The sequence below is a fragment of the Serratia sp. CY32780 genome (genome assembly GCF_052169135.1).
In the GTDB taxonomy this organism is placed as follows: Bacteria; Pseudomonadota; Gammaproteobacteria; order Enterobacterales; family Enterobacteriaceae; genus Serratia; species Serratia sarumanii.
The window spans coordinates 318,514-342,408 of the sequence record NZ_JBJNLI010000002.1 but is presented as its reverse complement, the minus strand read 5'-3'; the positions used below and the strand labels follow the sequence as shown (position 1 = coordinate 342,408).

Sequence of the window (23,895 nt, the reverse complement as noted above, 5' to 3'; positions counted from 1 at the left end):
TCCAAGTTATATCTTTAATAATTTATTGTGCTTTTATTTTTCAATTTTCACGACTCATAGGTAATGATTATATATCATATATCAATAATAAATCTCAAGGGATGATTTACACACTCGAGATGTTTGATAAAAGTCCATGTGCCAACATTAAGAATGCTAAGGTTTCATTTTTAGGTGATGGCAATGTTCTGGTTGCGTCTAGGAATAATGATAAATACTCCTTCAAAGTCATGAAGTGTGAGATAAAATAGTAAAGAATGCTTTGTTATAGTTATAGCATGTTATTTTAATAGGGAGCTTTGTCATTATCTTAGCTTCCTTTGCACCGTATATTTTATATTTTGGGATGTGATAGTATTAATTAAAGTATATCTATCATTATTAAACACTTGTTTTTTTGCTAAAATAAAAAGCTAAACTTCTCGCGCCCCAAGGCTTACAGACAGCTGCCAGTTCTTAGAATTGGCCCTATTTATAATTTCTGGTATTGTTGTCACCAGTTTATCTCCCGTTATTTTGTTGTGTAGTACAACTATGTGCCTATCGCCGAGAAGTTCTGATGCTATTATTTCGTTCTCAGTAATGGCAAAGAAGAAATTCCTGAAGTCAGGAGTGGTGACCCTTTTTTGATTGCAGGTTTTAAGTTCAATAAATGTTAATGATTTTAATATTCCAGCCAAGGAGCTAACGTCACTAAAGTCAACACTTACATTTTCAGGGATAGAAATAAAATCAAAGCTTGATGCCTTTATTTCAATATCTTCAAATTGCTTCAGCGCAGCTAGCAGATTTTTCATGTCTTTCCCTTTAGGTCTTTTTATCCATAAAGCTTGCGAGTCAAGTAGGCTGCGTTCCCCTAATATTCCATTTTCTGAAGAATTTCTGGCGATATGTGCCCTCTTTGATTCAATCAATTCAAGTAGACTCACCGTAATTTCCTTTTAGATTAATGTTGCAACAGAAATTTATCACATTTCATTTTTAAGGCAATGTTAAACTGCTATTACTCTTCCGATTGCGGGAACAAATTGAACTCATGAGGGGCCGATCCTCGCTCATTGAGACAACAAGTTCTTCGATACAGCCCGTCTTGTGCCAAAGGATGTCGATGTTAATATTTGGATGTATCGATAAATGGGCGAAAGTTAGGAGGTATGATGGTAACTAGGGAAAGTATGAAAAAATGGATCATCGAGTGTCTTCAGGAACGGGGTGGTAGCGCTTGGCCACGTGAAGTCTCAAAGTATGTATGGGACAGCTACGAGGCTGAGCTTAGGGATTCCGGCGATATGTTGTATACGTGGCAATATGACATTCGTTGGGCCGCTCAACAATTGAGAAACGAAGGTACTCTAAAACCAGTAAATAGACGCAGAGATTTGCCATGGGAACTAGCATAGCAAAGCGAGGGTTAGCGTTCATTTCGCAGCCAAATCTGACTTTGTTCTGAGTGGATGAGAATTGATATCTCTGAAGAAAACGTTCCTGCCTGCCTGTATCTTGCTTTGATAGCCATATCGGTGTTCTACTGATATGGCTTTATACCCACTCGAAATGTCTATTTTTTGTACGGATTTTTTCTTGTGGGTACAAGTGTGGGTATAACTAGTTACCCCTGTTTATAAACTATATTTATATCAGTCTATTAGGTGTTGAATTCGAGTCCGGCCTTCGCACCATTAAGTACCGCGCGAACAAGAAGCCACCGAGAGGTGGTTTTTTTGTGCCTGGAATCTGCCTGCCGCAATTACCTACCCACTTTACTTTGTATTGACGTATTTCCCATTTCAGTAAAAACCGGATCTTCCTGATGCTTTCCTAAGTCCTATCTGATTGACCTTAAAGGCTAAAATGGCGTTTCATTGAACTCTTTCGGATCAAGGAGTTCCAGGATGGGCCACAACAGGAAGGGATCACGCGGGCGTTAACACCGGGCGAAGTCAATCTGGCGCGTTCGGTGTTTGGCAGCACCATTTTCTATCAGAACGTCTTAGTCCATTGCGACAGCTACCTGCCGTTTGGGTTGCAGAATCAGTACACGGCGATGAGCCCGAATGGGGAATTGTACTTTCGCAGGGCTTTATATCGGCCTGATTTTACGGTGCATCATTTGGCACAGCACCTGTTTATCCACGAGATGGCGCATGTCTGGCAGCATCAGTTATATCAAAATATGACGAAAGACAGATACTTCGTGGTTTTTCTCTGGTAGAGAGTAAACTATCTAGTTTACTCTCTAAAGATTTTATATTTTACTCACTACTAAATCTATAGAGTTAAGAGAGTTTGTTCTGTATATGGGTTTTACTTGCACTCGCCTACCTCCGATGGTTTGTCTACCAACTCGCATATTGGAGAACAAACTTCCATTAGCAAAAGCGACAACACCAGAGGTTTGAAAATCTCTTACGTCTACTACTCCGTCTGCAACTTTGTTGAAAGTGAAATATTGTGAGTGATTAGAAATTAATGTTTGTAAATCTTGGTCTATCCCATAAAGAACAGCTGCATATGCTGATGCTGCACCCATATATTGTGTTAATCTATTCTTTATTATGCAGTGTATTTTTGGGAGACTTCTTCCTGCTTGATTCATTTTAGTCGCAAAAGTATATTGAGCGTATACTGAGGATGGTAGCTGTAATCCATAGATCAATGAAAAAGCATTCTGTATTGCCCTTCTTGAAGAGTCATCTGCCATTACAGGAAGTAATACTCTATCCGAAGCTGCTAAGGCAATCTGCGTATACATAGAAAAACTTGGGTTAGTATCTATGAAAACGAAATCATAGTCATTTCTAATTACATCGAGGAAGTCTTTAAGCCAATCAATAACTGCCAGCCATGCATTTACACCAGGTAAGTTAGCGTTTGCTAAGGTGTTCATTGCAATAGCTTGAAGTTCTAATAGAGGATCTCCACAAATAAGATCAATATTATTTGGTATGTACCTATTTTGGTTAGAAGGATTGATTATGAAATCACTTGGATTGAATCCACTATATTGAGTGAAGGGAGATGGAAGCCTGCTATCAAAGTATCCACCAATAGTACACCTTGGCTTTTTATTTTGTTCGGCTAAAAGATTTACACTACCACTATTTTGTTGCCCGCCCAAGAATAGTTCAGAAAGATTTGCTTGAGGACACATATCAATAACTAATATTTTTTTATCTTGGTTTAACTGAGCAAATCGGCCTACGCATTGGAATACTAAACTCGTTTTACCTGTACCACCTTTGTTATTCCATATAGAATAAGTTAACATTTTAAATCCTTATATATGTTTATGGAGCATTTACCATATCACAAATTGAAATATTTTATCATTGAATTTTTCAAACCCTTGAGGTTTGTCAAGTTTTATTATGTTAAGTTTATAAAGGAAGTAATCGTTATTCTTCTATATTATAGCATTCAAATTATTAACCTCCTTGCTATATGAGTTTTATTTATAGCAAGGAGATGGTTATTTTTTTAAAGTAGTATAGACGTATTCAGCAATTTTTCGTGCAAACTTCACAGGCACAGCGTTGCCGATTTGTTTTGCAACCTCAATTTTTGTGCCACAAAACTTGAAGTTATCTGGGAATGTCATAATCCTTGCTGCTTCCCGGTGGGTAATAGGACGATGTTTTTCTGGATGCAGATAACGTCCTTTTTCCGGTTTAAAAAACTCAGTTCGTATTGTTACTGATGGGCGATCCCACCATAAACGCCCAAATAAATCTGTACCACCGCTTGGCTTGTTTATCCAACATTGTGGTGTAATTTCTGGTGCATTTTTCATGAGATCAAACCGGTTACCACCTGGTGGTACTGACTTGTATCTACGTAAACTAACTTCTGTTGGAGTTCGGCCAAAGTGTAGGTCATAAGGAGCTGAAATATTTCTAATTTCAACGCCTTCAGGATCATCAAGATCGGCGATAACAGATTTGACATCTTGCCAGGTAGGTAAGTCTGCATTTTGGCCAGCTTGCTGAGGGCTTACATGCGTTTTGGCCGGTGGAAATTCAGGAAGCGAATCTATGGAAAAATGCTGTAAGTTGTACCCAATGACTATAGCTCTACGTCTTGTCTGAGGGACGCCATAGTCTGCTGTGTTCAAGACGTCGTAAACTAAGTGAAAATCCATTTCTTTGGCACGGGCCTGAATGTCCAAAAATTCATCACTCTTCAGCAATCCGGGCACATTTTCCATGATAAACATCTTAGCGCCGGAGGATGCAACGATGTCCATATAGGGTTCCCACAATGCACGGCGATGGTCACCTTCTCGTTTTTTATTCAACAGGCTGAATCCTTGGCAAGGAGGCCCGCCGATAACGATATCAGCCTGAGGTATCGAGTCTTGCTGAGACAGCCATTCCTCAATGTTTACCGCAATGCAATGGTTGCCTGGAAAATTCGCGTTGTAGGTATCACATGCATGTTGGTTGTTATCAATAGCCAAAACTCCTTCAAAATCAGGATGATTTTCGCCGAACATGAAGCCTGCACTTAGGCCTCCAGCCCCACAGAATAGATCGATAACTTTATAAGCCATGTTTAGACGCAACCTGCCAACTTTGTTGATGAACATGCGTACATTCTAACGTTTTAAGAGGGAGATCTAAAGCACTTTATACTGTTTAAATATACATATCATGCTCATTGGGGGAGCTTAACTTAGGCATTCATCCTACATGCAAGTGGCAGTATTTTTTTAACTAATTAATAATACTTTATTTTTATGTAAGTTAGAGAGATAATTCATATATTTGATTCATCAAGATGTGGGTCTATATGAATAATTCATCTCTAGAATATATTTCTGATCTAGATGTAAATAAAGTTATATCTTATTTTAAAAATGTAACTGGCGGTTGCGAGAAATTTATAGAAGTAATAAGAAAGTCTTTTGATGAAGTTATTGATGGACCAAGAACTGCCCGCTATGCTTATAATCAATTAGAAAAGACTGAGAAAACCTATCTGGGTACTAAAGTTGAGATATTGTTACGCTCTGCATTTTCTCTTGAGCATGGAAATATAATGGATTATAAAATCGATGGCATTGAGGTTGATTGTAAATACACAGGGAATGGATGGGGGTGGAACATACCTAAAGAGGCTATTAATCATATTTGTATTTTGGTTAAGGCAGATGACGAGAAAGGTACTGCTAGTTTGGGGGTTGTACGTGCAAGTAGTGACATTTTGAATGAAGGTGCGAATCAGGATGGAAAGAAAACCATTAGTGCTTCTTCACGAGGAAAAATAGTATGGGTATTTGATAATGTCAAAATACCTATTAATCAATTGTTTTTGATGGATCCCGTAACTCGAGAAAGAATCATGGGAGCGTCATCCGGCCAGCAAAGACTTAATGAGTTATTTAGGATCTACACCGGTAAAGTTATAGAGCGGGAAACTATAGCTACAGTTGCTTCTGCGAAAGATGATCCAATGAAAAGAGTGCGTGCAAATGGAGGTGCTAGATCTTATCTTGCTGAAGAAGGGATTATTATTTTAGGGCATCAAAATGAACATCCAAGAATTTGTAGAGAGTTAGGATTACCAAAAATTGAAAAGGGTCAGGTAATATCAGTGAGAATAGTTAAAGATCCTAATGGGATATGTAAAATAGATAATGATTTTTGGCGTGTAGCAAATGAAAATGATAGTGTATGTCAAGGGCCTAAATCTTACTGAATAGGTATAATATTGGCATCCCATTCCATTAATAATTGTAAGAGTATGGGGATATGGGTAAGAAGGGAAAAAATGCTGTTCGCGGGAATAGAATGGCCTTGGTTAAAATAAAAGGCACTGAAATTGAAATGTGGCTGAGGTTACGTCTTCATGCTCGTGGATTCCGTTATCGTGTAAATGTCCATAAATTACCTGGAAAACCTGATATCGTTCTTCCAAAATATAAATGTGTAATTTTCGTCAATGGCTGTTTTTGGCATTTTCATAATTGTCATTTTTTTCAGTGGCCGAAAGAAAACCGAGAATGGTGGGAGGTAAAACTTTGCAATAATAGGAAAAGAGATCTTGAGGTTCAGGATAAACTAAGAGAAATGGGATGGCGTGTTATGATTATATGGAAATGCGCAATTCAGGGGAAAGTAAGACTTGAGGAAGATGTCATACTTGAATCGGTTAGTTCTTGGATAAAAAATGGAGGCCCTTTACTCGAGATATCAGGCAAAGGGGCAGCGTAATTTATTCTTTTATCAGTCTGTTTATTTTTTTGTATATCTCTTCAAGTACGGTCATTTTATCCCTGGAATAATGTAGCTCTCGATGACAGTTAGGACATACTGCAACTGTATTACCTACTGTATCTGACCCTCCATTAGCTAAAGGTTTTAGGTGGTGAACTTCCAAATATGGTCTATCTTTGCTATCTGGAAAAGGTCCGGACTTTTCGCAAACTTCGCAAATACCTTTAGCTTCTTGAAGTATATAGGCTTTTATTTTTGGGTCTCGAGCAATGGTAATAATTTTTCTTATGGTTTTAATTGGTTTTTTTGTTCCATCAGGTTGAGTGGATATACCTTTTTCTAGAATGTTTTCTACTTGAATTTCAAATTCTTTAATTTCTTCTTCAAAAGTTTCTTTATCGTGGATAAAAATTAATTCAATAAGTTGTTGTAATTTGTTGGTGCCAACATGAGATGCTGGCTTTAATCCCTTTAACCACTCCCTACCAAGAGTGTGATATGCATAGGAAATATTCTGCATTCTGTACTCGAAAGATTTTGGCGAGCGGCCAAATTTCTCACCGAGTTTTTTATAATATGATAGCTTGGAAAATTTTTCATTAGATTCGGATTTTCGCTTCATTTCTATATATGCTAGTACTGATGCTTCTAAATCTTCTTCACCCCAGGTGTATTTCTCGCTAGCCATCATGCATTCATCATGTCATCAAATAATATTCATTTTATGAATATTATTATGAATTGCAATTTTTATATCATGCTAATTGATATCTCTTATATTTTTTAACTTCGCGCTGAAAGTTACTGAGCCGAAATTTTCACATATTTTTTATTATCGTGTTGTTTTTTAAAGACATATTAAGGGTGATTGATTTACATCACCCTTTGGTATCAGAGAGTTTCTTGTTCTTCCGTTGCTGCTAGCCTTCCATCTTCCGCAACGCCCGCCCATACAGGTTACACAACGCAGGAACCAGATGCGCTGTAGCGTTGAGGTAGCGATTCATTTGTTCCCAGCCTTCGGTATCCAACTGCGGGTGTTTTTGCAGTAAATGGCCGAACAGCATCAGGCCGTGGCACAGACCTTCCGCCTGTTCGGCAGAGAGTGCGGCCAGGTCTAAGAGCTCTGAGGGATTGAAAGTGCTGAGATCGAGGTGGTTAAACAGTTGGCGATAGAGGGTGAGGGTGCTTGCAACGGATTCTGTAGTGGGAACCTTTGTCATGGGTGCATCTCCGTATGTCATTAGCGAATGACTATCACCAGAGACGCTAAACTCGGGTGGTAGCCCAGACGGGGTTAGCGTCACCGGGACATACGAACCGGCGCTTCTTGCGAAGCCCCCGCCTGAGCCACCATTATTTGGAGTGAACTAAAGCTGCTGCATTATTACATAATACAGCGGTAGTATGTCAGGTTCGGAACGCTAACTCCGGCTGCGGATTTTGCCGCAGCGGAAAAACTATAACGTTATCAGTAAAAGGAAAAAATAATCTGTATAGAATTACAGTTTATTTGCTTTTAGGATTGGAATGCAGCTCGCAGTTATTTATGGTGCTCTTTTATATTTGTAATGTCGCCTATATATGGCGAATATAATTCATATCATTCCATTCCCTAAATGAATGTTATGCACGGTAATCCTCTATACGCACTGCGAAGCGTTAACCGTTCCAGTATTTATCCTTTCTAGAGCTTATGTTAATCATACGGCTTTGCTAATTCACGGATGAACGAACATGGCGAATGAAGATGAATTGCGCATTGCCTTGTCGCCGGTGCAGCTTGCGGCGGTGCTGTCTGATGAAAGCGTCACTGAAGGTGAAACGCTCAGTAACCGTCTGCTTGGCGGTTTGGGGCTTGTCGGTGGTGTCGTTGAGCTGATGGGGGCTGGGGTATTGTGCTATGCGCCGGATCCGACGTTTATCACCAAAGTCGGGTGCGTGGTGGTGGGAACGCATAGTCTGGACAGCATCAAAGCCGCTGCCAATCAGATGATTACCGGGCAACCAACGACGACTGACACTTATCAGTCTGCCGTTTTATTGGCGCAAACATTGGGTGCCGATAGGGAAACGGCCTATAACGTCGGTTTAACGGTCGATATTGCCGTTCCTTTTGTCTTTGCCGGAGCGGTTGGCGCAGCCCGAGTCGCATCCGTGCGCATGGGGCGGGTTAAACTGGTTGAGCATGAGTCCGTTAGCGGTAAATATCCGGGCGGGCATACATTGGCTCGGCATATAAACATCGCTCCGGAAGCGCTTATTGCCAGGCTAGCCAGGCGCCCGAAACTGATCGCGGCAAGTACCTTCAGATCGGTAAAAGAGGCCGAAAAGTATGTATCTGTCACGGTAAAGGCGAACCGTGCAGATATTGTGAATTGGATGAAGTACGCGTCTCCCGGCAGCCGTTTGAGCGTGTATCACAATTTCACAGAATCAGTGGGTTATGGCGTGTTACGCGGCAGCACTGACGTCTATCAATGTCATCGGGTTGGCGTCGTGATTGAATTTACCCGCTATAATGGCAAACCTTACTTTATCCTTAGCGCCTTCCCTGCGAGATAAGCCGATGAAAACCAGCGAACTTGATGACCTAATCGTCGTTTATTTTGGCCAAGATTATGACCTGATAAATGCAGAGGGCGATATTACTGCGCTGATCGCAGAGTACATTCGTCTGGCGACTCATCAGCAGCGCGAGGCTTTGGTCAATGAGATCGATGAGCTACTGGCGCAGGATAATGTGGAGTCATTATTCAACCAACGTTTCGGCTTTACCTTCAGCCCTGAGCTATGGGGAACCACGGTTCCCGCATTCCTGCAACAGGCCAGAAGCGCTGCAGTGAAAGCGCTTTGGGCACCATCGTGATTCGCAATCACTTTAGCGAGCTCAGTAGCTTATTCAGTATTTACTTCGGTCAGGATTATGATCTGTTTACTGATGCCGAAACGGCCGAGGGGGTGATTGACGGCTTCCTTGAGCAAAACGGCAGCCAAGTCATCCGCGATATCCTCGAGGAGACTAAAGAATTTCAAGCTACTTATGCAGGACGTATAAACGAAGGCATGGCGGAGCATTTTACAGATGAATTTATGCCGGAGAGCTGGGGCACGACAGCGGTAGGGTTCTTTGCCATATTGCAACGAAAAGCGGAGCAAAAGCTAGGGCAGCTTAAACGAATTTAAGCCCCCCAACCCCACCGCCCAAACCTTATCAGCCCCCTCCCCAAACCTACCCCAAATCCCCCCCATTGCTGGCGATCACTTTCTTATACCACCAGAACGATTTCTTGCGGGTGCGGGCGAGGGTGCCGTTGCCCAGGTCGTCGCGGTCGACGTAGACAAAGCCGTAGCGCTTGCTCATTTCGCCGGTTGAGGCGGCCACCAGGTCGATGCAGCCCCAGGTGGTGTAACCCAGCACCGGCACGCCGTCGGCGATGGCGTCGGCCATGGCGCGGATGTGTTCGCGCAGGTAGCTGATGCGGTAGTCGTCCTCAATCTCGCCTGCTGCATTGAACTCGTCGTGCGCGCCCAGGCCGTTTTCCACCAGGAACAGCGGTTTTTGGTAGCGGTCGTACATCATGTTCATGGTGATGCGCAGCCCCAGCGGATCGATGCCCCAGCCCCAGTCGCTGCGCGGCACGTGCGGGTTCGCCAGCGATTTCACCACGTTGGCGGCGCTGCTGTTGTTGTCGTTCATGTCGGCGTCTTTCGGCTTGCTGGACCACGGGTAGGCGTTGCCGTCGGCCAGCATGCAGCCCACCTGGTTGGCGGGGGTTACTTCGTGGGCAGTAGCATCGCCCTGATTGCCATTTACGTTAGCCGCAGGCTTCCAGCCCCCGCAGCGCACGTTCATAAAGGTTACACAACGCAGGAACCCGATGTGCCGTGAGGGAGTGATTCATATGCTCCCAGCCTTCGGCATCCGGCTGCGGGTGCTTGTGCAGCAAATGGCCAAACAGCATCAGCCCGTGGCATAGCCTTTCCGACTGTTCGGCAGAGAGTGCGGCCAGGTCTATGAGTTTTGAGGAGTTAAAATCGCTGAGATCGAGGTGGTTAAAACAGCCGGCCATTCAGTTATTTTATACAGAATTTTAATGATGGCTATCAGTTTTGCTATATAGCCGACAAGAGTAACTCGTCGTAGTCTCTGGAATGTCATCCCGAATACCGAATGCGAGGTATAACTCATGAAAGGTAAAATTGCATTAGAAGAACATGTCTCTACCCAGGAAAATAATCGTTTGTGGGATTCAAAAAGCGAAGCATTGCGAAATGGCCGTAATTATATGGATAATGTTGAAAAGCGCCTTTTGGAAACCGAACTGCGCTTAAAGGATATGGATGCTTGTGGCATCCGTCATGCTATTTTGTCACTGACATCGCCGGGGGCGCAGTCGATTCTTGATGTTGCTGCAGCAACTCATTTCGTAACCTGCACCAACGACTATATTGCCGAATATTTTGTTCAGCCTCATCCCGATCGTTTCAGTGCTTTTGCAACAGTGGCGCTACAAAATCCTCAGGCGGCAGCGGATGAACTGGAAAGGGCGGTGAAAAAGCTGGGTATGAAGGGGGCATTGATCAACGGGTATACCAATATGAGCGGCACCGAGGAAGGGCGCTATTTGGATGATCCTGCGGTAGAAGTATTTTGGCAGAAAGTGAGTGAACTGAATGTGCCTGTCTATCTGCACCCCAGAGAGCCACTCCCTGCCGCCTGTGGAATTTATCGTGGCTATGAAAGCTTGGTAGGTTCAGCCTGGGGTTTTGCAACGGAAACCGCAGTACACGCTATTCGTCTGATGATGAGTGGGTTATTCGACCGCTATCCGAATATTACCATTATCCTTGGGCATCTTGGGGAGGGGCTGACATTTATGTTACCGCGCACTGCCCATCGTCTGGAAAAACAGTTTGAGGGCATCGGTCTGGGGGGCAACCAGCAGTCCTTAACGGATTACCTGACGAATAATTTCTACGTCACGACGAGTGGCCACTTCACAACCAGTGCCCTCCATAATGCCATTGAAGTGATGGGAAAGGATCGGGTCATGTTTTCTGTTGATTACCCTTATGAGGATATGTGCCAGGCGGCTGATTGGTTCGATCCATTAGTCCTGGACGCCGACGTTAAACAAAGTATTGCGTACGGTAATGCTCGTCGAGTCTTCAGCCTGCCTGAGTGAGTTGAGCTAATTGTTGGCGTAGCCAGATCAGACCCGGGTCGTGATGATATCTCTGGTGCCATACCTGGCGAATAGTGAAAGAGGGGCAGGGCATGGGTAGTGGCCAGGCAACACATGGAAATGCGGCTGCACACCAGGCGGCAACTTGTCCGGGAACCGTGGCCAGCAACTCAGTACTGGCTACAATGTTCCCTACGCCCAAGAAGCTAGGGAGCAACATTTTGGTTCGCAGTTGAATACCGCTGCGTGCCAGGTAGCGTTCCATCTCTGCATGCCCGGTACCGTCCCACTGCACCATGACCTGTTGTTCTTTAAGCCATGATGTCAGTGTTGGTGCTTGTCTGATACGCGGATGCGTCGTGCTGCTTAGACAAACATAGTGTTCATCAAACAGCCTCTGTTGATAAAAACTTTCCGGAATATCGGTTAGATAACCGATTACAAGGTTTACGTCGCCGGACTCTAGCGCAGAGTAAATTTTGTCATCAATATGCCTGATGGCAAACTTAATTTGGGTGGCTCCCTGGCGTTTACATATATCAAGCAGGCGGGGAACCAGAGCAATTTGGCTTATATCAGCCATTGCGATAGTAAAGCTTCGCTGACTGGTGCGGGGATCGAAAGGCAATGAGCTAACGAGCTGATTATCCAGCAGATCTAAAATCGTTGATATGGTGGTAAATGCTTGCTGCGCGCACGGTGTGGGGGCCATCTTTTGTCCGACCCTGACAAACAGCGTGTCGTTAAACTCTTCCCGCAAGCGCTTAAGCAGCAGGCTACCCGAAGGTTGGCTCAGATCTAACTGATCGGCAGCCAAAGAGACATTGCCGTTCAGATAGAGAGCACGAAAGAAATAGAGCATTTTTAAATCCAGTTCTTTACGCATGGTTTATTTATTCACCTTATTTATTCGTGAAAATAACGGCATGTTGTCTCAAGCGGTAGTTGCCAAAAAATTATTTATTAATTGAAATGGGTGGTCTGTGTTTGCTGGGTGTATTAGCGTAATGCGTCACTATCGCCGCCGTTTTCTTTCACTTTTTAAGTAATGGGATAATGTTATTTTCTGAGCCTTATAAGAGCTTTCCTTATTCCAGGATATACGGTCGGATTTCGTTCTATTACACCTGATTTTTATTTTAGCATCTTAAGAAGCAAAGTATGACTTGCATAGGGGGGACTACTGGTTGCGTGAAGAATAGGATGATGTAGCATCATTTCAAAATTATTATCTATTTTAAAATAGATAATGACTGGCATCGGCGCATTCTTCAGTACTATTAGCTATCAGGCGAATAAATAATCACCGAAGGGGGCGGAAATTTTTATACGTGGTGCTTGTCGTGGCCAGCTAAAACTGGCCACCGCTTTAGTGTTTTTTGCTATGTGGCAACGAAAGCAGAGCAAAAGCGGGAACGGCTCAAACGTAGGCAAGTCGTTGGAGCCCACCCACAGGCTCCCATATCCAAACCCCGCTTACCCCAACGCCCCAATCCTTCCCCGAATCTCCTCCTCCGGCAGATCCACACCAATAAATACCAAGGTGCTCCGACGTTCCTCACCAGGCAGCCACTCCCGATCCCAGTCGGCGTTATACAGCCGCTGCACGCCCTGGAACAGCAGGCGGCGCGGCTCGTCTTCGATAGACAAAATGCCTTTGTAGCGCAGCAGGTTGTCGGCGTATTCCAGCAGCAGGCCTTCCATCACGTCGGAGATTTGCATCAGCGGCAGCGGCCGTTCCAGCGTCACCACAATTGAGCGGATGTCGCTCTGCGGCTGCGGGATGCGGCGGAACAGCGGGGCGGATGGCGTCAGGTTGAGCTTGTCGTTCAGCGTAAAGCCTTCGATGTCGAACAGCACGCTCAGATCGATATCGCCGTGCGTCACCTTGTAGACCGGCGCGCGGGCGTTCATCCGCTGCAGCCGCTGGATCAGCGCTTCGCAGTCCGGCGCCACGTCGGTTTTGGTCAGCAGGATGCGGTCGGCGTAGCCCACCTGCGCCTGGGCAATGCTGAACTGGCTCAGCTGCTGCTCGGCGTGCGCCGCATCCACCAGGGTGATGATGCCGTCCAGCAGGAAGCGCTCGCACAGGATCTCGTGCGAGAAAAAGGTCTGGGTAATCGGGCCGGGATCGGCCATGCCGGTGCATTCGATGAGCAGCCGGTCGAACGCCAGCTGGCCGCTGTCGACGCCGTCCAGCAGATCCAGCAGCGCATCCGCCAGTTCGTTGGACTTGCTGCAGCAGATGCAGCCGTTGCTCAACGTGGTGATGCGGCTGGCGCGATCACCGATCAGCGCGTCGTCGATCGGCACTTCGCCGAACTCGTTCTCGATGACCGCGATTTTATAGCCGTGTTCGGCGTTCAGGATGTGGCGCAGCAGGGTGGTTTTGCCGGCGCCCAAAAAGCCGGTCAGGATGGTGACTGCGATGGGTTTCATACGGGTCCTTGTGACTGCGGGTTAACAGCAGCGCATGCCGCCTTTGCCGTCGCCGCCGTAGCGCGCTTGCTGGCGCTCGCGGAAAAATTCTTTATAGGTCATCACCGGCTTGTCCGGGTGGTTGTCTTTCATGTGCTGGACGTAGGTATCGTAGTCAGGCACGCCCACCAACATGCGCGCCGCCTGCCCGAGGTACTTCCCCGCCTGGCCGAGATTTCCGAACATAAGCCTTCTCCAACTTTACCCTGCATCACTACAGCGCTTGCTTAAGCCTGATATTAGGGGAAGCCGGGGGATGGGGTTCCCGCAGGGATGCCCCACCTCCGGGTCGCCCCGTGTATCTCGATTGCATCGCGCCGCACGCCTGGCATCTTGCGATACGCAGGCCGTGCGGCTTTGGGTACTACTTAACGTTTATTATGCAGGGTATCCGTTAAATCACATCAATGCTGGGTCGAAACTTTGACCTCCCCCTCAGTTACGCCGTCGGCGGGCGCGGCCTGCGGCACCGGCACGTAAGGCGTTTCCTGATCGGTGCGTTTCGGGTTTTTGTGCGCCGCCATCGCGGTTTTCACCCCGTAGAAGATGATGCTGTACACCACCAGCAGGAACAGAATGCTCAGCCCGGCGTTGGTGTAGTTGTTCACCACGATGTGGTTCATGTTGGCGATCTGCTGTGCGCTCAGCTCGGCGCCGCCTTCGGCGATCTTGCGCTTGTACTCGCCGGCCAGGAAGAAGAAGCCTTCCAGCTGCGGGTTGTCGCTGAACAGCTTCAGCCCCAGCGCGTAGGTGGTGCAGATCAGCAGCCACACCGCCGGCAGTACGGTCACCCAGATGTATTGGGTGCGCTTCATCTTAATCAGCACCACGGTGCCGAGCACCAGCGCCACGGCTGCCAGCATCTGGTTGGAGATGCCGAACAGCGGCCACAGGCTCTTCACGCCGCCGAGCGGATCCACCACGCCCTGATACAGCAGGTAGCCCCACAGCCCGACGCAGCCGGCGGTGCCGACGATGCCGGCCACCAGCGAGTCGGTTTTCTTCAGGAACGGCACGAAGTTGCCCAGCAGATCCTGCAGCATAAAGCGCCCGGAGCGGGTGCCGGCGTCCAGCGCGGTCAGGATGAACAGCGCCTCGAACAGAATGCCGAAGTGGTACCAGAAGCCCATGTTGGCGCCCGGAATGATCTGATGGAACACGTGGGCGATGCCCACCGCCAGCGTTGGCGCGCCGCCGGCGCGGTTCAGCACTGAAGGTTCGCCGATGTCGGTGGCGGTCTGCAGGATCTGTTCCGGGCTGATGACGAAGCCCCAGGAGCTGACCGCCGCCGCCGCGTGCACGGTGACGTCCTTCAGCGAAGCCATGATCATCGGCGCGTCTTCGGTGCCCAGGCGGTGCAGATCCGGCATGGTGATGCCCAGCGCCGCCGGCGGGGTGTTCATGGCGAAGTACAGGCCCGGCTCGATGATGGAAGCCGCCACCAGCGCCATGATGGCGACGAAGGACTCCATCAGCATTGCGCCGTAGCCGATAAAGCGCGCGTCGGTCTCATTGGCCAACAGCTTCGGCGTGGTGCCGGAGGCGATCAGCGCATGGAAGCCAGAGACCGCGCCGCAGGCGATGGTAATGAACAGGAACGGGAACAGGGTGCCTTTCCACACCGGGCCGGTGCCGTCGACGAACTGGGTGACCGCCGGCATTTTCAGCTCAGGGTTGAGGATCACGATGCCGATCGCCAGCCCGACGATCACGCCGATTTTCAGGAAGGTGGCCAGGTAGTCGCGCGGCGCCAGGATCAGCCACACCGGCAGCAGGGCGGAGACGAACGCGTAGCCGATCAGCGTGAAGGTGATGGTGGTGTCTTTAAAGGTCAGCGCCGGGCCCCAGTACGGGTCGTGCGCCACCACGCCGCCGAACCAGATGGCGGCCACCAGCAGCACGATGCCGATGATTGACACTTCACCCACGCGGCCGGGGCGCAGATAGCGCATGTAGATGCCCATAAACAGCGCGATCGGCACGGTGGAGCAGACGGTGAACACCCCCCACGGGCTTTCCGCCAGCGCTTTCACCACGATCAGCGCCAGCACCGCCAGGATGATGATCATGATCAGGAAGCAGCCAAACAGCGCGATGGTGCCCGGTATCGGCCCCATCTCTTTTTTGATGATCTCACCGAGCGAGGCGCCGTTGCGGCGCGAGGAGATGAACAGCACCATAAAGTCCTGCACCGCCCCCGCCAGCACCACGCCGCCCAGCAGCCACAGCGTGCCGGGCAGGTAGCCGACCTGCGCGGCCAGCACCGGCCCCACCAGCGGCCCGGCGCCGGCGATGGCGGCGAAGTGGTGGCCGAACAGCACGTTCTTGTTGGTCGGCACGTAGTTCAGGCCGTCGTTGTTGACCACCGCCGGGGTGGCGCGGCCGGCGTCCAGCTTCATCACTTTGGTGGCGATGTACAGGCTGTAGTAGCGGTAGGCCACCAGATACACCGCCACCGAAGCGACGACGATCCACAGCGCGCTGATGTGTTCGCCGCGGCGCAGCGCCACCACGCCGAGGCAGGCTGCGCCGAGTATCCCCAGCAGCATCCACGGAATGTGCTTTAAAATCCCCTCTCGTTTCATGAGGTATCCTTAATTCCAGTCTGCAAAATATGAATGAACTCATCCGCTTGTAAGAGATGTCAGAGTGGCACGGTGAGCCGTAGCGTTTTTCCCGAGGTAAGGCGGGTTTAGGAACAGCTCATCATCGCCGGGGGTAAGGGGGGAAGACAGGCGTATTTCGGTCAGCGGTCAGATTCGCCGGGTGAACGGTTGGATTGACGGGGTAAGCGGTTGGCGGCTTGAACCAGAGAGAGTCGGCCGCCGGCGGGCGGCAGCCTGTCTCCTCAAACCGTCTGCATGGCCTGCAGCAGGTGGATAAACGCGGCGCTGAGCGGCGGCGTGGCCGGCTCATGGCGGGTAAAGACGTAAAAGCGCGCGCTGATGTCTATCTCCTGCGTCGGGATTTTCTGCAGGTGCAGCTGCGGGGCGTAGTGTGCGACCACCCGATCGCTCAGCAGCGCGATATAGCCTTGCTGCCTGACCAGGCACCAGGTCGCCAGAAAGGAGTCGGTCTCGACGATCTGGCCGTGCGGCGTATAGCGTTCGGCGATCTCGCGGATGGCGGCATGCCCCACCGAGCAGGAGCGCGGCACCACCCATTTGGCTTCGGCCGGCGGCTGCCCGGCTGCGGTAAGATCGCCTCCCTGATAGAGCGAGAAGCGCTCGCTCTTCAGCGCCTGCATGGCCAGATCGGCGCCGCCCGCCGCGCCGTTCAGGCTGCTGACCGCCAAATCCAGCTCGCAGTTTCGCAGCCGGGCCAGCAGGCCTTCCGGGCCGTCTTCCACCACCGTCACCCGGGTATGCGGGTAGCGGCGGTTGAAGCCTTCGAGCACCTGAGGCAGGTAGCACAGCAGCGGATCGACGCTCATCCCCACCCGCAGGCGCTTCTCGCCGTCAGCGCTCAGGCCGCGCAGCTCGTCAAACGCGTTGAGCAACTGATTGGTGGCGGCGTCTATTCGCCGGTAAAACAGCTCGCCGACCGCCGTCAGGCGCACGCCGCGGTTGCTGCGCTCCAGCAGCCGCGCACCGATGGTCATTTCGAGCTCTTTAAGCACCCGGCTGAGCGTCGGCTGCGAGATGGCCAGCTTTTTCGCGGCCTCGTGCAAACTTCCACAGTGGACAATGTCTTTGAACATCGTCAGATGCGCCAGCTTTGGCATGGTTTTCATGGTTGATCTCCCTGGAAGTGAAAGGCATCAGCCGGAGCCGGCGATGCGGCTGTAATAGGCCTGTTTCATCATGCTGTCGTTCAGCAATTTATTGATGGTCTGGTCGAGCACCAGCGTGGTGACGGAGGCCGGCATCAGCGTGGCGGTGATCTCCACGTCGTCGTCGCCAAAGGGTTCGATATCCAGATGCGAGATAAAGCAGTTTTCCCCTTGCAGCACCTGTTTGAATTTGGCCAGCGCCTCACGCTGCTCATGCTCGAAGGCAATGACGCAAATCTGGTAGGTAGACTCGCCGTTAACGTCATTGAAGGGCTGTTTGTTGACCATATTGACCAGCGGGCGCAACAGGGTGTTGGCGGCGAGCACAAACAGCGTGGCAGCCAGCGCATCGCCGTACAGGCCGCAGCCGGCGCAGGCGCCGACCGCCGCGGAGCCCCAGAGCGTGGCGGCGGTGTTCAGGCCGCGGATGTTCATCCCTTCCTTCATGATGGCCCCGGCGCCGAGAAAGCCGACGCCGGAGACCACGTAGGAGATGACGCGCACCGCGCCGCCGCTGCCGTCGATGGTCATGGCCAGATGGACGAAGATCGCCGCGCTGGTGGCCACCAGCGTGTTGGTGCGCAGCCCGGCGGTGCGCTGGCGGAACTGTCTTTCGTAGCCGATGGCGGCGCCCAGGACGGACGCGGTCAGCAGCGTCAGCAGTGTATGAATGAAATGCATGATAATAACTCGATGTATTATCCGCTTATCATGAGCCACCCGTGGCGGGGTAACTCTTGATAAACAGGTAGTTAAGTTGGCGGGGTTCCGTCCCGCCAGGCCAGGGCGGCGCTCAGTGCGCGGCGGCGATCTGCCGGCTGAGCGTCTCGCTGATTTTGTCCGTCAGCGGCTGCATCCCCTCGCGGGTGCGCGCCTCGCGGCGCTGCGTGATGTGATAGCAGCCGTCGAGGGTGCCGGCGCCCAGCAGGAGGACGCGGTCAGACATCATCACCGCCTCCTCTACGCTGTGGGTGACCAGCACGATGGAGCGGGTTTTGATTTGGCGCGTGCTCCAGATACGCAGCAGATCGCTGCGCAGGTGTTCGCCGGTATAGACGTCCAGCGCGGAAAAGGGCTCGTCCAGCAACAGCAGCATCGGTTCTACCGCCAGTGCGCGCGCGAAGCCGACCCGCTGGCGCATGCCGCCGGAAAGCTCGCGCGGGTAGGCGTCGCGGTAGGGCGAGAGCCCGACCAGATCGAGCATTTTCAGCGTCTGGGCTTCGACCACCTGCGGCGGCAGATCCTGCGCCTGCAGCCCGAAGGCGATATTTTGGTAGACGTTCAGCCACGGGAAAATGGCGAAGGTCTGGAACACCATGTTGATCTGCGGATTCGGCCCCGAGACTTTTTTATCCCCCAGCATCACGGTGCCCAGATCCGGCGCGATCAGGCCGGAAAGAATGCGCAGCAGGGTGGATTTACCCGAGCCGGACTGCCCCAAAATGCTGACGACCTCGTTGTCGTAAAGGCGCAAATTGATTTCATTCAGCACCAGACGTTTTTCTTTACCGGTAGGCTGAACGCTTTTGCTGACGTTATTGACCGTCAGCAGCGTGGTTTTTTTTACCAACATGATCTGTCTCCACCCAATTAAAAATATGAGCATGGAAAAAGGGCCGATATTTATCGCCGGGCAGGCGTAAAATAAATGCGGGTGCAAATAAGCCTGACCGTTATCGGACTGTTAATACGCTTATGCTGGAGGGGTTAGCCCATCGGGCGTGCCGGTGCGGCATGCGCGGAGGCCAGAGGCTGAAGGGTAAAGCGAAGGGATGCTATAACTGACTCATATCCTGACACTTTCAGGATGCAATGGGATGACTATTGCTCCTGTGACCTCAGCGATTCCAACAATAAAATAAACAACCAACTGTCGCTGTCCATATCATTCTCCCGTTATTTTTCGTGTGGCCATAATACGCGTGCCATAGCCTGTTATTCAATGCGGTTACGCCGAATTATGGCGGCAAAATGTAATTTAATATGAATGCGGGAAAGATTTTCTTTGTTCATTAAACGGGGCGTAAACGGAAGGTGCGAGAATGAATATAGGCATCATTTTATGGAAATATAAACCTGAATTAAACGAGAGAATAAGAGGCCAGCGGAAAGTCACATAATAAACCGGCCGGAGAGCGCCCTCCGGCCGGGATGAGGATCAGAACTGATACATGATGCCGGTTTCGACGATGTCGTCGGCGCCGGCGCCGACGGCGTTCTGCCGTTGCAGCAGGTTGAGTTTGTACTCCACGTAGGTCGACATGTTGGCGTTGAAGCTGTAATTCAGCGCCAGATCCAGGTATTTGACCAGATCGGCGTCGCCAATGCCGGGCAGGTTGCGGCCGCGCGTTTGCAGGTAGGCCAGCGAAGGCGTGACGCCGGAATCGAAGTGATACTGCGCGACCGCCTCAATAGCGTCCGCGCGGGGGGCGAAGCCGGCGTAGCGATCGCCGTCGACGTAGGTCATGTTCTCGGTGCGCGCGTAGCTTGCCGCCAGGTAGAGGTTGTCCTGGTCGTATTTCAGCCCCAGCGTCCAGGCCCGGGCGCGATCGCCGTCAGCCAGGCCGAAGCGCTGTTGCGCCAGCGTGCGCGCAGAGTTGGCGTAAGCGGCGCCAACGTTGAGCCCCACGCCGGTGTCGTAGGTGGCGGAAAAGGCGTAGCCATCGCCGTTTTGCGTCTGGATATCCTTCGCCCGTTGAGCGTCGTCTCCCCGATTCTTCCCCTGATATTGCAGGCCGAGATCCAGGCCGTCGACCAGACCACCCAGGCTGCGGCTGTGGTAGGTCAGCAGGCCGTTGGCGCGGCCGGTCATAAAGTTGTCGGCCGCTTCGTAGCTGTCGTTGCCGAATTCAGGCAGCACGTCCGTCCAGCCGGCCACGTCATACAGCAGGCCGTAGTTGCGGCCGTAATCCAGGCTGCCCCAGTGGCCGAACGTCAATCCGGCGAAGCCCAGGCGGGTATAGCTGTCGCCCGGCCCGGCGCTTTCCGGCTGATCGAGCCCTGCCTGATATTCCCATTGGCCATACCCCGTCAGCGCGTCGCCGATCTGCGTCTCGCCTTTGAAGCCGAAGCGGGTATAGGAGCGGTCGCCGTTATTGTCGGCGTCGCTGCTGAAGTAATGCACGCCGTTCAGTTGGCCGTACAGATCCAGTTTATTGCCGTCTTTATTGACGATTTCCGCGCCGCTGGCGGCCGCCGGCAGCAGGATGACCAGCGTCATCAGCACGCTTTTATGGTTCATTTCAGTTCCCCAAGTGGATGAAAACAGGGCCGTTAACCGGCTGATTGCGCTTGCGCGATTTTTTTGTACAGGCAGCTGCGGATCCGATCGGTGAGGTGCCGCAGGCTGTCCCGGTTGCGCGCCGCACGCGGGATATTGACGCTGAACTCGTCGTCGATCCGTTTGCTGGTCGCGTCCAGGATCAGCACCCGATCGGACATCAGCACCGCTTCTTCGACGTCGTGTGTCACCATCACCATGGCGCGCGTGCGCAGCCGGTTGTCTCCCCACAGCGCCAGCAGGTCGCCCCGCAGTTTTTGCGCGGTAAAGATATCGAGGGCGGAGAAGGGTTCGTCCAGCAGCAAGAGGTCGGGCTCTACCGCCAACGCCCGGGCGAAGCCCACCCGTTGACGCATGCCGCCCGAGAGCTCGCGCGGCCAGGCGTGCTCATAGCCGGTCAGGCCCACCAGGCGCAGCAGCGCTCCCAGCCGCTCGGCGATCGTCTGCGGCGGCAGCCGTTGCGCCAGCAGGCCGAAGGCGATGTTGTCGTACACCGTCAGCCAGGGATAGAGCGCGTAGGACTGAAACACCATGCCGACGTTGGCGCTCGGGCCGTCGACCGGTTTGCCCGCCAGCGTGAGCGTGCCGCTGTCCGGTGGGATCAGCCCGGCCAGCATGCGCAGCAGCGTGGACTTGCCCGAGCCGGATTGCCCCAGAATGGTGACGAACTCGCCGGCGTGCACGGTCAGCGTCACGTCGCGCAGCACGGGTTTGGGGCGCTTGTTTTCGCCGATAAACGTCTTGTTCAGCCGGCGGGCGCTGATAATCACGTCTTGAGTCAGCATGTTGTTCCCCCTTGATCAGTCATATTTGAATTTGGTTTCCGCGATGCGATACAGCGGTTGCCAGACGAAGATGATGCACAGCGCCACCAGCGCGCACATGGCGGCGCAGCCCAGCGCGGACTCCGGGTTCTTGCCGGCGTCGGTGACGACGGAAATGAACGCGCCTAGCCCGGTGGCGCTGAGGGTGGTGCTGCCCCACTGGATCACCTCGGCGGCGATGGCGCTGTTCCAGGCGCCGCCGGCGGCGGAGATGATGCCCGTCACGATGTAGGGGAAGATCGCCGGCAGCATGTAGTAGCGCCACCAGCGGAAGCGGCGCATGCCGAAGGTTTCGCTGACTTCGGTGATCTGCGTCGGAATGGCGGAAACGCCGGCGATCACGTTGAACAACACGTACCACTGGGTGCCCAGCATGATCATCGGGATGGCCCACCAGCCGAGATCCTGATGATAAATGGCGATGAAGGCGGCGATCAGCGGGTAGAAAATGTTGGGTGGAATGGCCGCCAGGATCTGGATGATCGGCTGGAAGATCTTCACCAGCCGCGGATTCATGCCGATCCACACCCCCAGCGGCGTGAAGATCGCCACGCTGAGCAGCATGGCCGCGGCCACGCGCGCGGTGGTGAGCAGCATCCATTCCGGCAGCATGGCGAAGTACTGTTTGGGGAAGTATTCCCACAGCCGGTAACCGAACCAGACGCAGGCCAGCACCACGCCGAGATACCACAGGCTGCGCCACAGCCAGTTCCCCTTGGCGGCGAGCCTGAACAGGCGGTGCAGGCCGAGGGCGTACCACAGCCGCGGCAGCTTGAACAGCCACAGGTCAGCCAGCGCGCGCAGCGTGCGGCCGAGCGCCGCGCCGACGTGCGAAAAGGCCAGACTGTTGTAGAACCACGGATTGCCGAGCGGCCGGCTGGCGGTGACGTCTTCGTATTTGAAGCGCGCGGTGTAGCGCACCAGCGGGCGGAAAACCAGCTGATCGAGCAGCACGATGTTGGCGGCCAGCGCGACGATCGCATACAGGATCGCCGGCACGTTCTGCTGCGCCAGCGCTTCGGCGATATAGGAGCCGACGCCGGGCAGTTCGACCGAGCGATCGCCGACCGGAATGGCCTCGGAGGCCACCAGGGCGAACCAGGCGGCGGATTGCGACACCATGGCGTTCCACAGCAGGCCCGGCACCGAATAGATGAACTCCAGCCGCCAGAAGCGTTGCCACGGGTTGTAATTGAAGCTGCGGGCGGCTTCATCCAGCTCCTTGGGCACGATGCGCAGCGTCTGATACAGCGTCAGCATCATGTTCCAGGCCTGGCCGGTAAACACCGCGAAGATGGCGGTGCACTCCAGCCCCATCACGCTGTGCGGGTAGAGGTTGAGAAAATACACGGTCGTGAAGGTCAGGAACCCTACCAGCGGCACCGACTCCATAAAGTTGACGAAGGGCAGGATCACCCGGCGCAGTGGCGTATAGCGCGCGGCCAGCACGGCGAATACCACAGAAAACAGCAGCGACCAGGCCATGCCGAGGAGAAAGCGCATGCTGGTTCTGAGCGAATAATAAAGCAGGTTCCAGGCATCAAGACTAATGGCAGAGACGTTTTGTTCATTGAAGTCACCGTGCATGTCACCCCAGGCACGAATAAAAAAGGCAATGAAAAAAACACCGATGGCGATAACGATAAAGTCATTTAAATAAGACTTTCTGAAAACAGATGTACCCCGGTTATTTTGCATAACGCAATACCTTATTTTTCCCATAAGAAATCCGTCGGCGCTCGGGGAATATGCCCGGCGACACCAGATAAATACCGCTGTAGCGGTGAGACAGACGTTGTTTTCGCAGCGGGGCGATGGGTGGGCCGGCAGAGTGGGAAAGGCCGTCAGAAGGGGAACGGTTGCCGCATTCCGTGTCTTTCAGAATGCAACGCGGATGGCATTACTGAAAGACGCCCAATAGCATTAGCGTAAAACTAAAACTTTCATCGCCCATGGGGCCCTCCTCGGTTTAAATATGGCAGGGAGAGGGTAATGTTTTTCGCCAATAAAAAGCAATTGGCGCCGCGCGGTTTTTACGGTTGATGTGTAACAGGATAAATATTCATTTTTTAATTGCTATATCCGGAAAATAAAATAACGCATTGTGGTGGCGATAAAGACGGGAAAAATAAATCGC

Annotated in this window: 22 protein-coding genes and 1 pseudogene; 6 read left to right on the top strand and 17 right to left on the bottom strand. The window is 51.5% G+C overall.

What is annotated here, in order from left to right; all coding sequences use genetic code 11:
* Nucleotides 1-413: 413 nt before the first annotated feature.
* The 3 genes from ACJ8HH_RS15170 to ACJ8HH_RS15160 form a co-directional block, all read right to left on the bottom strand.
* Nucleotides 414-929 carry a hypothetical protein gene (locus tag ACJ8HH_RS15170; RefSeq protein WP_044865629.1) on the bottom strand — a complete coding sequence of 172 codons (516 nt, stop codon included), beginning with the start codon at nt 927-929 and terminating at the stop codon, nt 414-416.
* 1,316 nt (nt 930-2,245) lie between these two features.
* Complete coding sequence (locus tag ACJ8HH_RS15165; protein ID WP_072035788.1) at nt 2,246-3,268, bottom strand: ParA family protein; 1,023 nt, start codon at nt 3,266-3,268, stop codon at nt 2,246-2,248.
* A 201-nt stretch (nt 3,269-3,469) separates the two neighbouring features.
* The gene (locus tag ACJ8HH_RS15160; RefSeq protein WP_230201631.1) at nt 3,470-4,585 is read right to left on the bottom strand and encodes a DNA cytosine methyltransferase; all 1,116 of its coding nucleotides are present in this window, start codon (nt 4,583-4,585) and stop codon (nt 3,470-3,472) included.
* Nucleotides 4,586-4,788: 203 nt separating this feature from the next.
* Between ACJ8HH_RS15160 and ACJ8HH_RS15155 the strand changes: the two genes are divergently transcribed.
* Nucleotides 4,789-5,697 (top strand): NaeI family type II restriction endonuclease, encoded by a 909-nt coding sequence (locus ACJ8HH_RS15155; RefSeq protein ID WP_072035795.1) that lies wholly within the window; start codon nt 4,789-4,791, stop codon nt 5,695-5,697.
* A gap of 53 nt (nt 5,698-5,750) precedes the next feature.
* Nucleotides 5,751-6,212 carry a very short patch repair endonuclease gene (locus ACJ8HH_RS15150; protein WP_072035787.1) on the top strand — a complete coding sequence of 154 codons (462 nt, stop codon included), beginning with the start codon at nt 5,751-5,753 and terminating at the stop codon, nt 6,210-6,212.
* A 1-nt stretch (nt 6,213) separates the two neighbouring features.
* Here ACJ8HH_RS15150 and ACJ8HH_RS15145 read toward each other — a convergent pair whose 3' ends face one another.
* The gene (locus ACJ8HH_RS15145; RefSeq protein WP_072035794.1) at nt 6,214-6,903 is read right to left on the bottom strand and encodes an HNH endonuclease; all 690 of its coding nucleotides are present in this window, start codon (nt 6,901-6,903) and stop codon (nt 6,214-6,216) included.
* Between the two features lie 232 nt (nt 6,904-7,135).
* The gene (locus ACJ8HH_RS15140; protein WP_039567628.1) at nt 7,136-7,438 is read right to left on the bottom strand and encodes a hypothetical protein; all 303 of its coding nucleotides are present in this window, start codon (nt 7,436-7,438) and stop codon (nt 7,136-7,138) included.
* Nucleotides 7,439-7,952: 514 nt separating this feature from the next.
* On the opposite strand from ACJ8HH_RS15140, the gene ACJ8HH_RS15135 reads away from it, so the two are divergent.
* The 3 genes from ACJ8HH_RS15135 to ACJ8HH_RS15125 are packed head-to-tail and all read left to right on the top strand — an operon-like array spanning nt 7,953 to nt 9,401.
* Nucleotides 7,953-8,780 (top strand): RNase A-like domain-containing protein, encoded by an 828-nt coding sequence (locus tag ACJ8HH_RS15135; protein WP_039567625.1) that lies wholly within the window; start codon nt 7,953-7,955, stop codon nt 8,778-8,780.
* A 4-nt stretch (nt 8,781-8,784) separates the two neighbouring features.
* Nucleotides 8,785-9,084, top strand: coding sequence for a contact-dependent growth inhibition system immunity protein (locus ACJ8HH_RS15130; RefSeq protein WP_052210575.1), 300 nt, complete (start codon nt 8,785-8,787; stop codon nt 9,082-9,084).
* Nucleotides 9,069-9,401: a contact-dependent growth inhibition system immunity protein gene (locus ACJ8HH_RS15125; RefSeq protein WP_039567622.1), complete on the top strand. Its 333-nt coding sequence runs from the start codon at nt 9,069-9,071 to the stop codon at nt 9,399-9,401. Before ACJ8HH_RS15130 ends, ACJ8HH_RS15125 begins: the two co-directional genes overlap by 16 nt.
* A gap of 46 nt (nt 9,402-9,447) precedes the next feature.
* Here the strand turns inward: ACJ8HH_RS15125 and ACJ8HH_RS15120 are convergent.
* Both ACJ8HH_RS15120 and ACJ8HH_RS15115 read right to left on the bottom strand, forming a co-directional pair.
* Nucleotides 9,448-10,005, bottom strand: a pseudogene (locus tag ACJ8HH_RS15120) (family 1 glycosylhydrolase); the annotation flags it as partial.
* A gap of 28 nt (nt 10,006-10,033) precedes the next feature.
* Nucleotides 10,034-10,288, bottom strand: a complete 255-nt coding sequence (locus ACJ8HH_RS15115) for a hypothetical protein (protein ID WP_080289022.1) — start codon at nt 10,286-10,288, stop codon at nt 10,034-10,036.
* A 117-nt stretch (nt 10,289-10,405) separates the two neighbouring features.
* On the opposite strand from ACJ8HH_RS15115, the gene ACJ8HH_RS15110 reads away from it, so the two are divergent.
* Nucleotides 10,406-11,404 (top strand): amidohydrolase family protein, encoded by a 999-nt coding sequence (locus ACJ8HH_RS15110; protein ID WP_039567619.1) that lies wholly within the window; start codon nt 10,406-10,408, stop codon nt 11,402-11,404.
* On the opposite strand, the gene ACJ8HH_RS15105 is transcribed toward ACJ8HH_RS15110, so the two are convergent.
* The 10 genes from ACJ8HH_RS15105 to ACJ8HH_RS15060 form a co-directional block, all read right to left on the bottom strand.
* Nucleotides 11,388-12,290: a LysR family transcriptional regulator gene (locus tag ACJ8HH_RS15105; protein WP_039567616.1), complete on the bottom strand. Its 903-nt coding sequence runs from the start codon at nt 12,288-12,290 to the stop codon at nt 11,388-11,390. The two genes, ACJ8HH_RS15110 and ACJ8HH_RS15105, sit on opposite strands and share 17 nt — an antisense overlap.
* A 590-nt stretch (nt 12,291-12,880) precedes the next feature.
* Entirely contained in the window at nt 12,881-13,843 is a 963-nt protein-coding gene (yjiA, locus tag ACJ8HH_RS15100; protein ID WP_060451811.1) for a GTPase, read from the bottom strand.
* A gap of 21 nt (nt 13,844-13,864) precedes the next feature.
* Complete coding sequence (locus ACJ8HH_RS15095; protein WP_004953088.1) at nt 13,865-14,068, bottom strand: YbdD/YjiX family protein; 204 nt, start codon at nt 14,066-14,068, stop codon at nt 13,865-13,867.
* A 218-nt stretch (nt 14,069-14,286) separates the two neighbouring features.
* Complete coding sequence (locus ACJ8HH_RS15090; RefSeq protein ID WP_033648584.1) at nt 14,287-16,467, bottom strand: carbon starvation CstA family protein; 2,181 nt, start codon at nt 16,465-16,467, stop codon at nt 14,287-14,289.
* A gap of 263 nt (nt 16,468-16,730) precedes the next feature.
* The gene (locus ACJ8HH_RS15085) at nt 16,731-17,615 is read right to left on the bottom strand and encodes a LysR family transcriptional regulator (RefSeq protein WP_060438140.1); all 885 of its coding nucleotides are present in this window, start codon (nt 17,613-17,615) and stop codon (nt 16,731-16,733) included.
* A 27-nt stretch (nt 17,616-17,642) separates the two neighbouring features.
* A complete protein-coding gene (locus ACJ8HH_RS15080; RefSeq protein ID WP_060451812.1) occupies nt 17,643-18,335 on the bottom strand; it encodes an MgtC/SapB family protein in 693 nt (230 codons plus the stop codon).
* A gap of 112 nt (nt 18,336-18,447) precedes the next feature.
* Nucleotides 18,448-19,227: an ABC transporter ATP-binding protein gene (locus tag ACJ8HH_RS15075; RefSeq protein WP_041037732.1), complete on the bottom strand. Its 780-nt coding sequence runs from the start codon at nt 19,225-19,227 to the stop codon at nt 18,448-18,450.
* 585 nt (nt 19,228-19,812) lie between these two features.
* A complete protein-coding gene (locus ACJ8HH_RS15070; protein WP_060451813.1) occupies nt 19,813-20,895 on the bottom strand; it encodes a porin in 1,083 nt (360 codons plus the stop codon).
* A gap of 32 nt (nt 20,896-20,927) precedes the next feature.
* Nucleotides 20,928-21,719: an ABC transporter ATP-binding protein gene (locus ACJ8HH_RS15065; protein WP_060419543.1), complete on the bottom strand. Its 792-nt coding sequence runs from the start codon at nt 21,717-21,719 to the stop codon at nt 20,928-20,930.
* Between the two features lie 15 nt (nt 21,720-21,734).
* Entirely contained in the window at nt 21,735-23,261 is a 1,527-nt protein-coding gene (locus ACJ8HH_RS15060; RefSeq protein ID WP_100396087.1) for an ABC transporter permease subunit, read from the bottom strand.
* Nucleotides 23,262-23,895: the final 634 nt, after the last annotated feature.

Coding starts and splice junctions, on each gene's coding strand:
- ACJ8HH_RS15135 (WP_039567625.1), top strand. CDS start 7,953: ATGGCGAATGAAGATGAATTGCGCATTGCCTTGTCGCCGGTGCAGCTT.
- ACJ8HH_RS15065 (WP_060419543.1), bottom strand. CDS start 21,719: ATGCTGACTCAAGACGTGATTATCAGCGCCCGCCGGCTGAACAAGACG.
- ACJ8HH_RS15095 (WP_004953088.1), bottom strand. CDS start 14,068: ATGTTCGGAAATCTCGGCCAGGCGGGGAAGTACCTCGGGCAGGCGGCG.
- ACJ8HH_RS15160 (WP_230201631.1), bottom strand. CDS start 4,585: ATGTTCATCAACAAAGTTGGCAGGTTGCGTCTAAACATGGCTTATAAA.
- ACJ8HH_RS15090 (WP_033648584.1), bottom strand. CDS start 16,467: ATGAAACGAGAGGGGATTTTAAAGCACATTCCGTGGATGCTGCTGGGG.
- ACJ8HH_RS15130 (WP_052210575.1), top strand. CDS start 8,785: ATGAAAACCAGCGAACTTGATGACCTAATCGTCGTTTATTTTGGCCAA.
- ACJ8HH_RS15060 (WP_100396087.1), bottom strand. CDS start 23,261: ATGCGCTTTCTCCTCGGCATGGCCTGGTCGCTGCTGTTTTCTGTGGTA.
- ACJ8HH_RS15150 (WP_072035787.1), top strand. CDS start 5,751: ATGGGTAAGAAGGGAAAAAATGCTGTTCGCGGGAATAGAATGGCCTTG.
- ACJ8HH_RS15145 (WP_072035794.1), bottom strand. CDS start 6,903: ATGGCTAGCGAGAAATACACCTGGGGTGAAGAAGATTTAGAAGCATCA.
- ACJ8HH_RS15115 (WP_080289022.1), bottom strand. CDS start 10,288: ATGGCCGGCTGTTTTAACCACCTCGATCTCAGCGATTTTAACTCCTCA.
- ACJ8HH_RS15075 (WP_041037732.1), bottom strand. CDS start 19,227: ATGTTGGTAAAAAAAACCACGCTGCTGACGGTCAATAACGTCAGCAAA.
- yjiA (WP_060451811.1), bottom strand. CDS start 13,843: ATGAAACCCATCGCAGTCACCATCCTGACCGGCTTTTTGGGCGCCGGC.
- ACJ8HH_RS15070 (WP_060451813.1), bottom strand. CDS start 20,895: ATGAACCATAAAAGCGTGCTGATGACGCTGGTCATCCTGCTGCCGGCG.
- ACJ8HH_RS15155 (WP_072035795.1), top strand. CDS start 4,789: ATGAATAATTCATCTCTAGAATATATTTCTGATCTAGATGTAAATAAA.
- ACJ8HH_RS15140 (WP_039567628.1), bottom strand. CDS start 7,438: ATGACAAAGGTTCCCACTACAGAATCCGTTGCAAGCACCCTCACCCTC.
- ACJ8HH_RS15165 (WP_072035788.1), bottom strand. CDS start 3,268: ATGTTAACTTATTCTATATGGAATAACAAAGGTGGTACAGGTAAAACG.
- ACJ8HH_RS15080 (WP_060451812.1), bottom strand. CDS start 18,335: ATGCATTTCATTCATACACTGCTGACGCTGCTGACCGCGTCCGTCCTG.
- ACJ8HH_RS15085 (WP_060438140.1), bottom strand. CDS start 17,615: ATGAAAACCATGCCAAAGCTGGCGCATCTGACGATGTTCAAAGACATT.
- ACJ8HH_RS15110 (WP_039567619.1), top strand. CDS start 10,406: ATGAAAGGTAAAATTGCATTAGAAGAACATGTCTCTACCCAGGAAAAT.
- ACJ8HH_RS15105 (WP_039567616.1), bottom strand. CDS start 12,290: ATGCGTAAAGAACTGGATTTAAAAATGCTCTATTTCTTTCGTGCTCTC.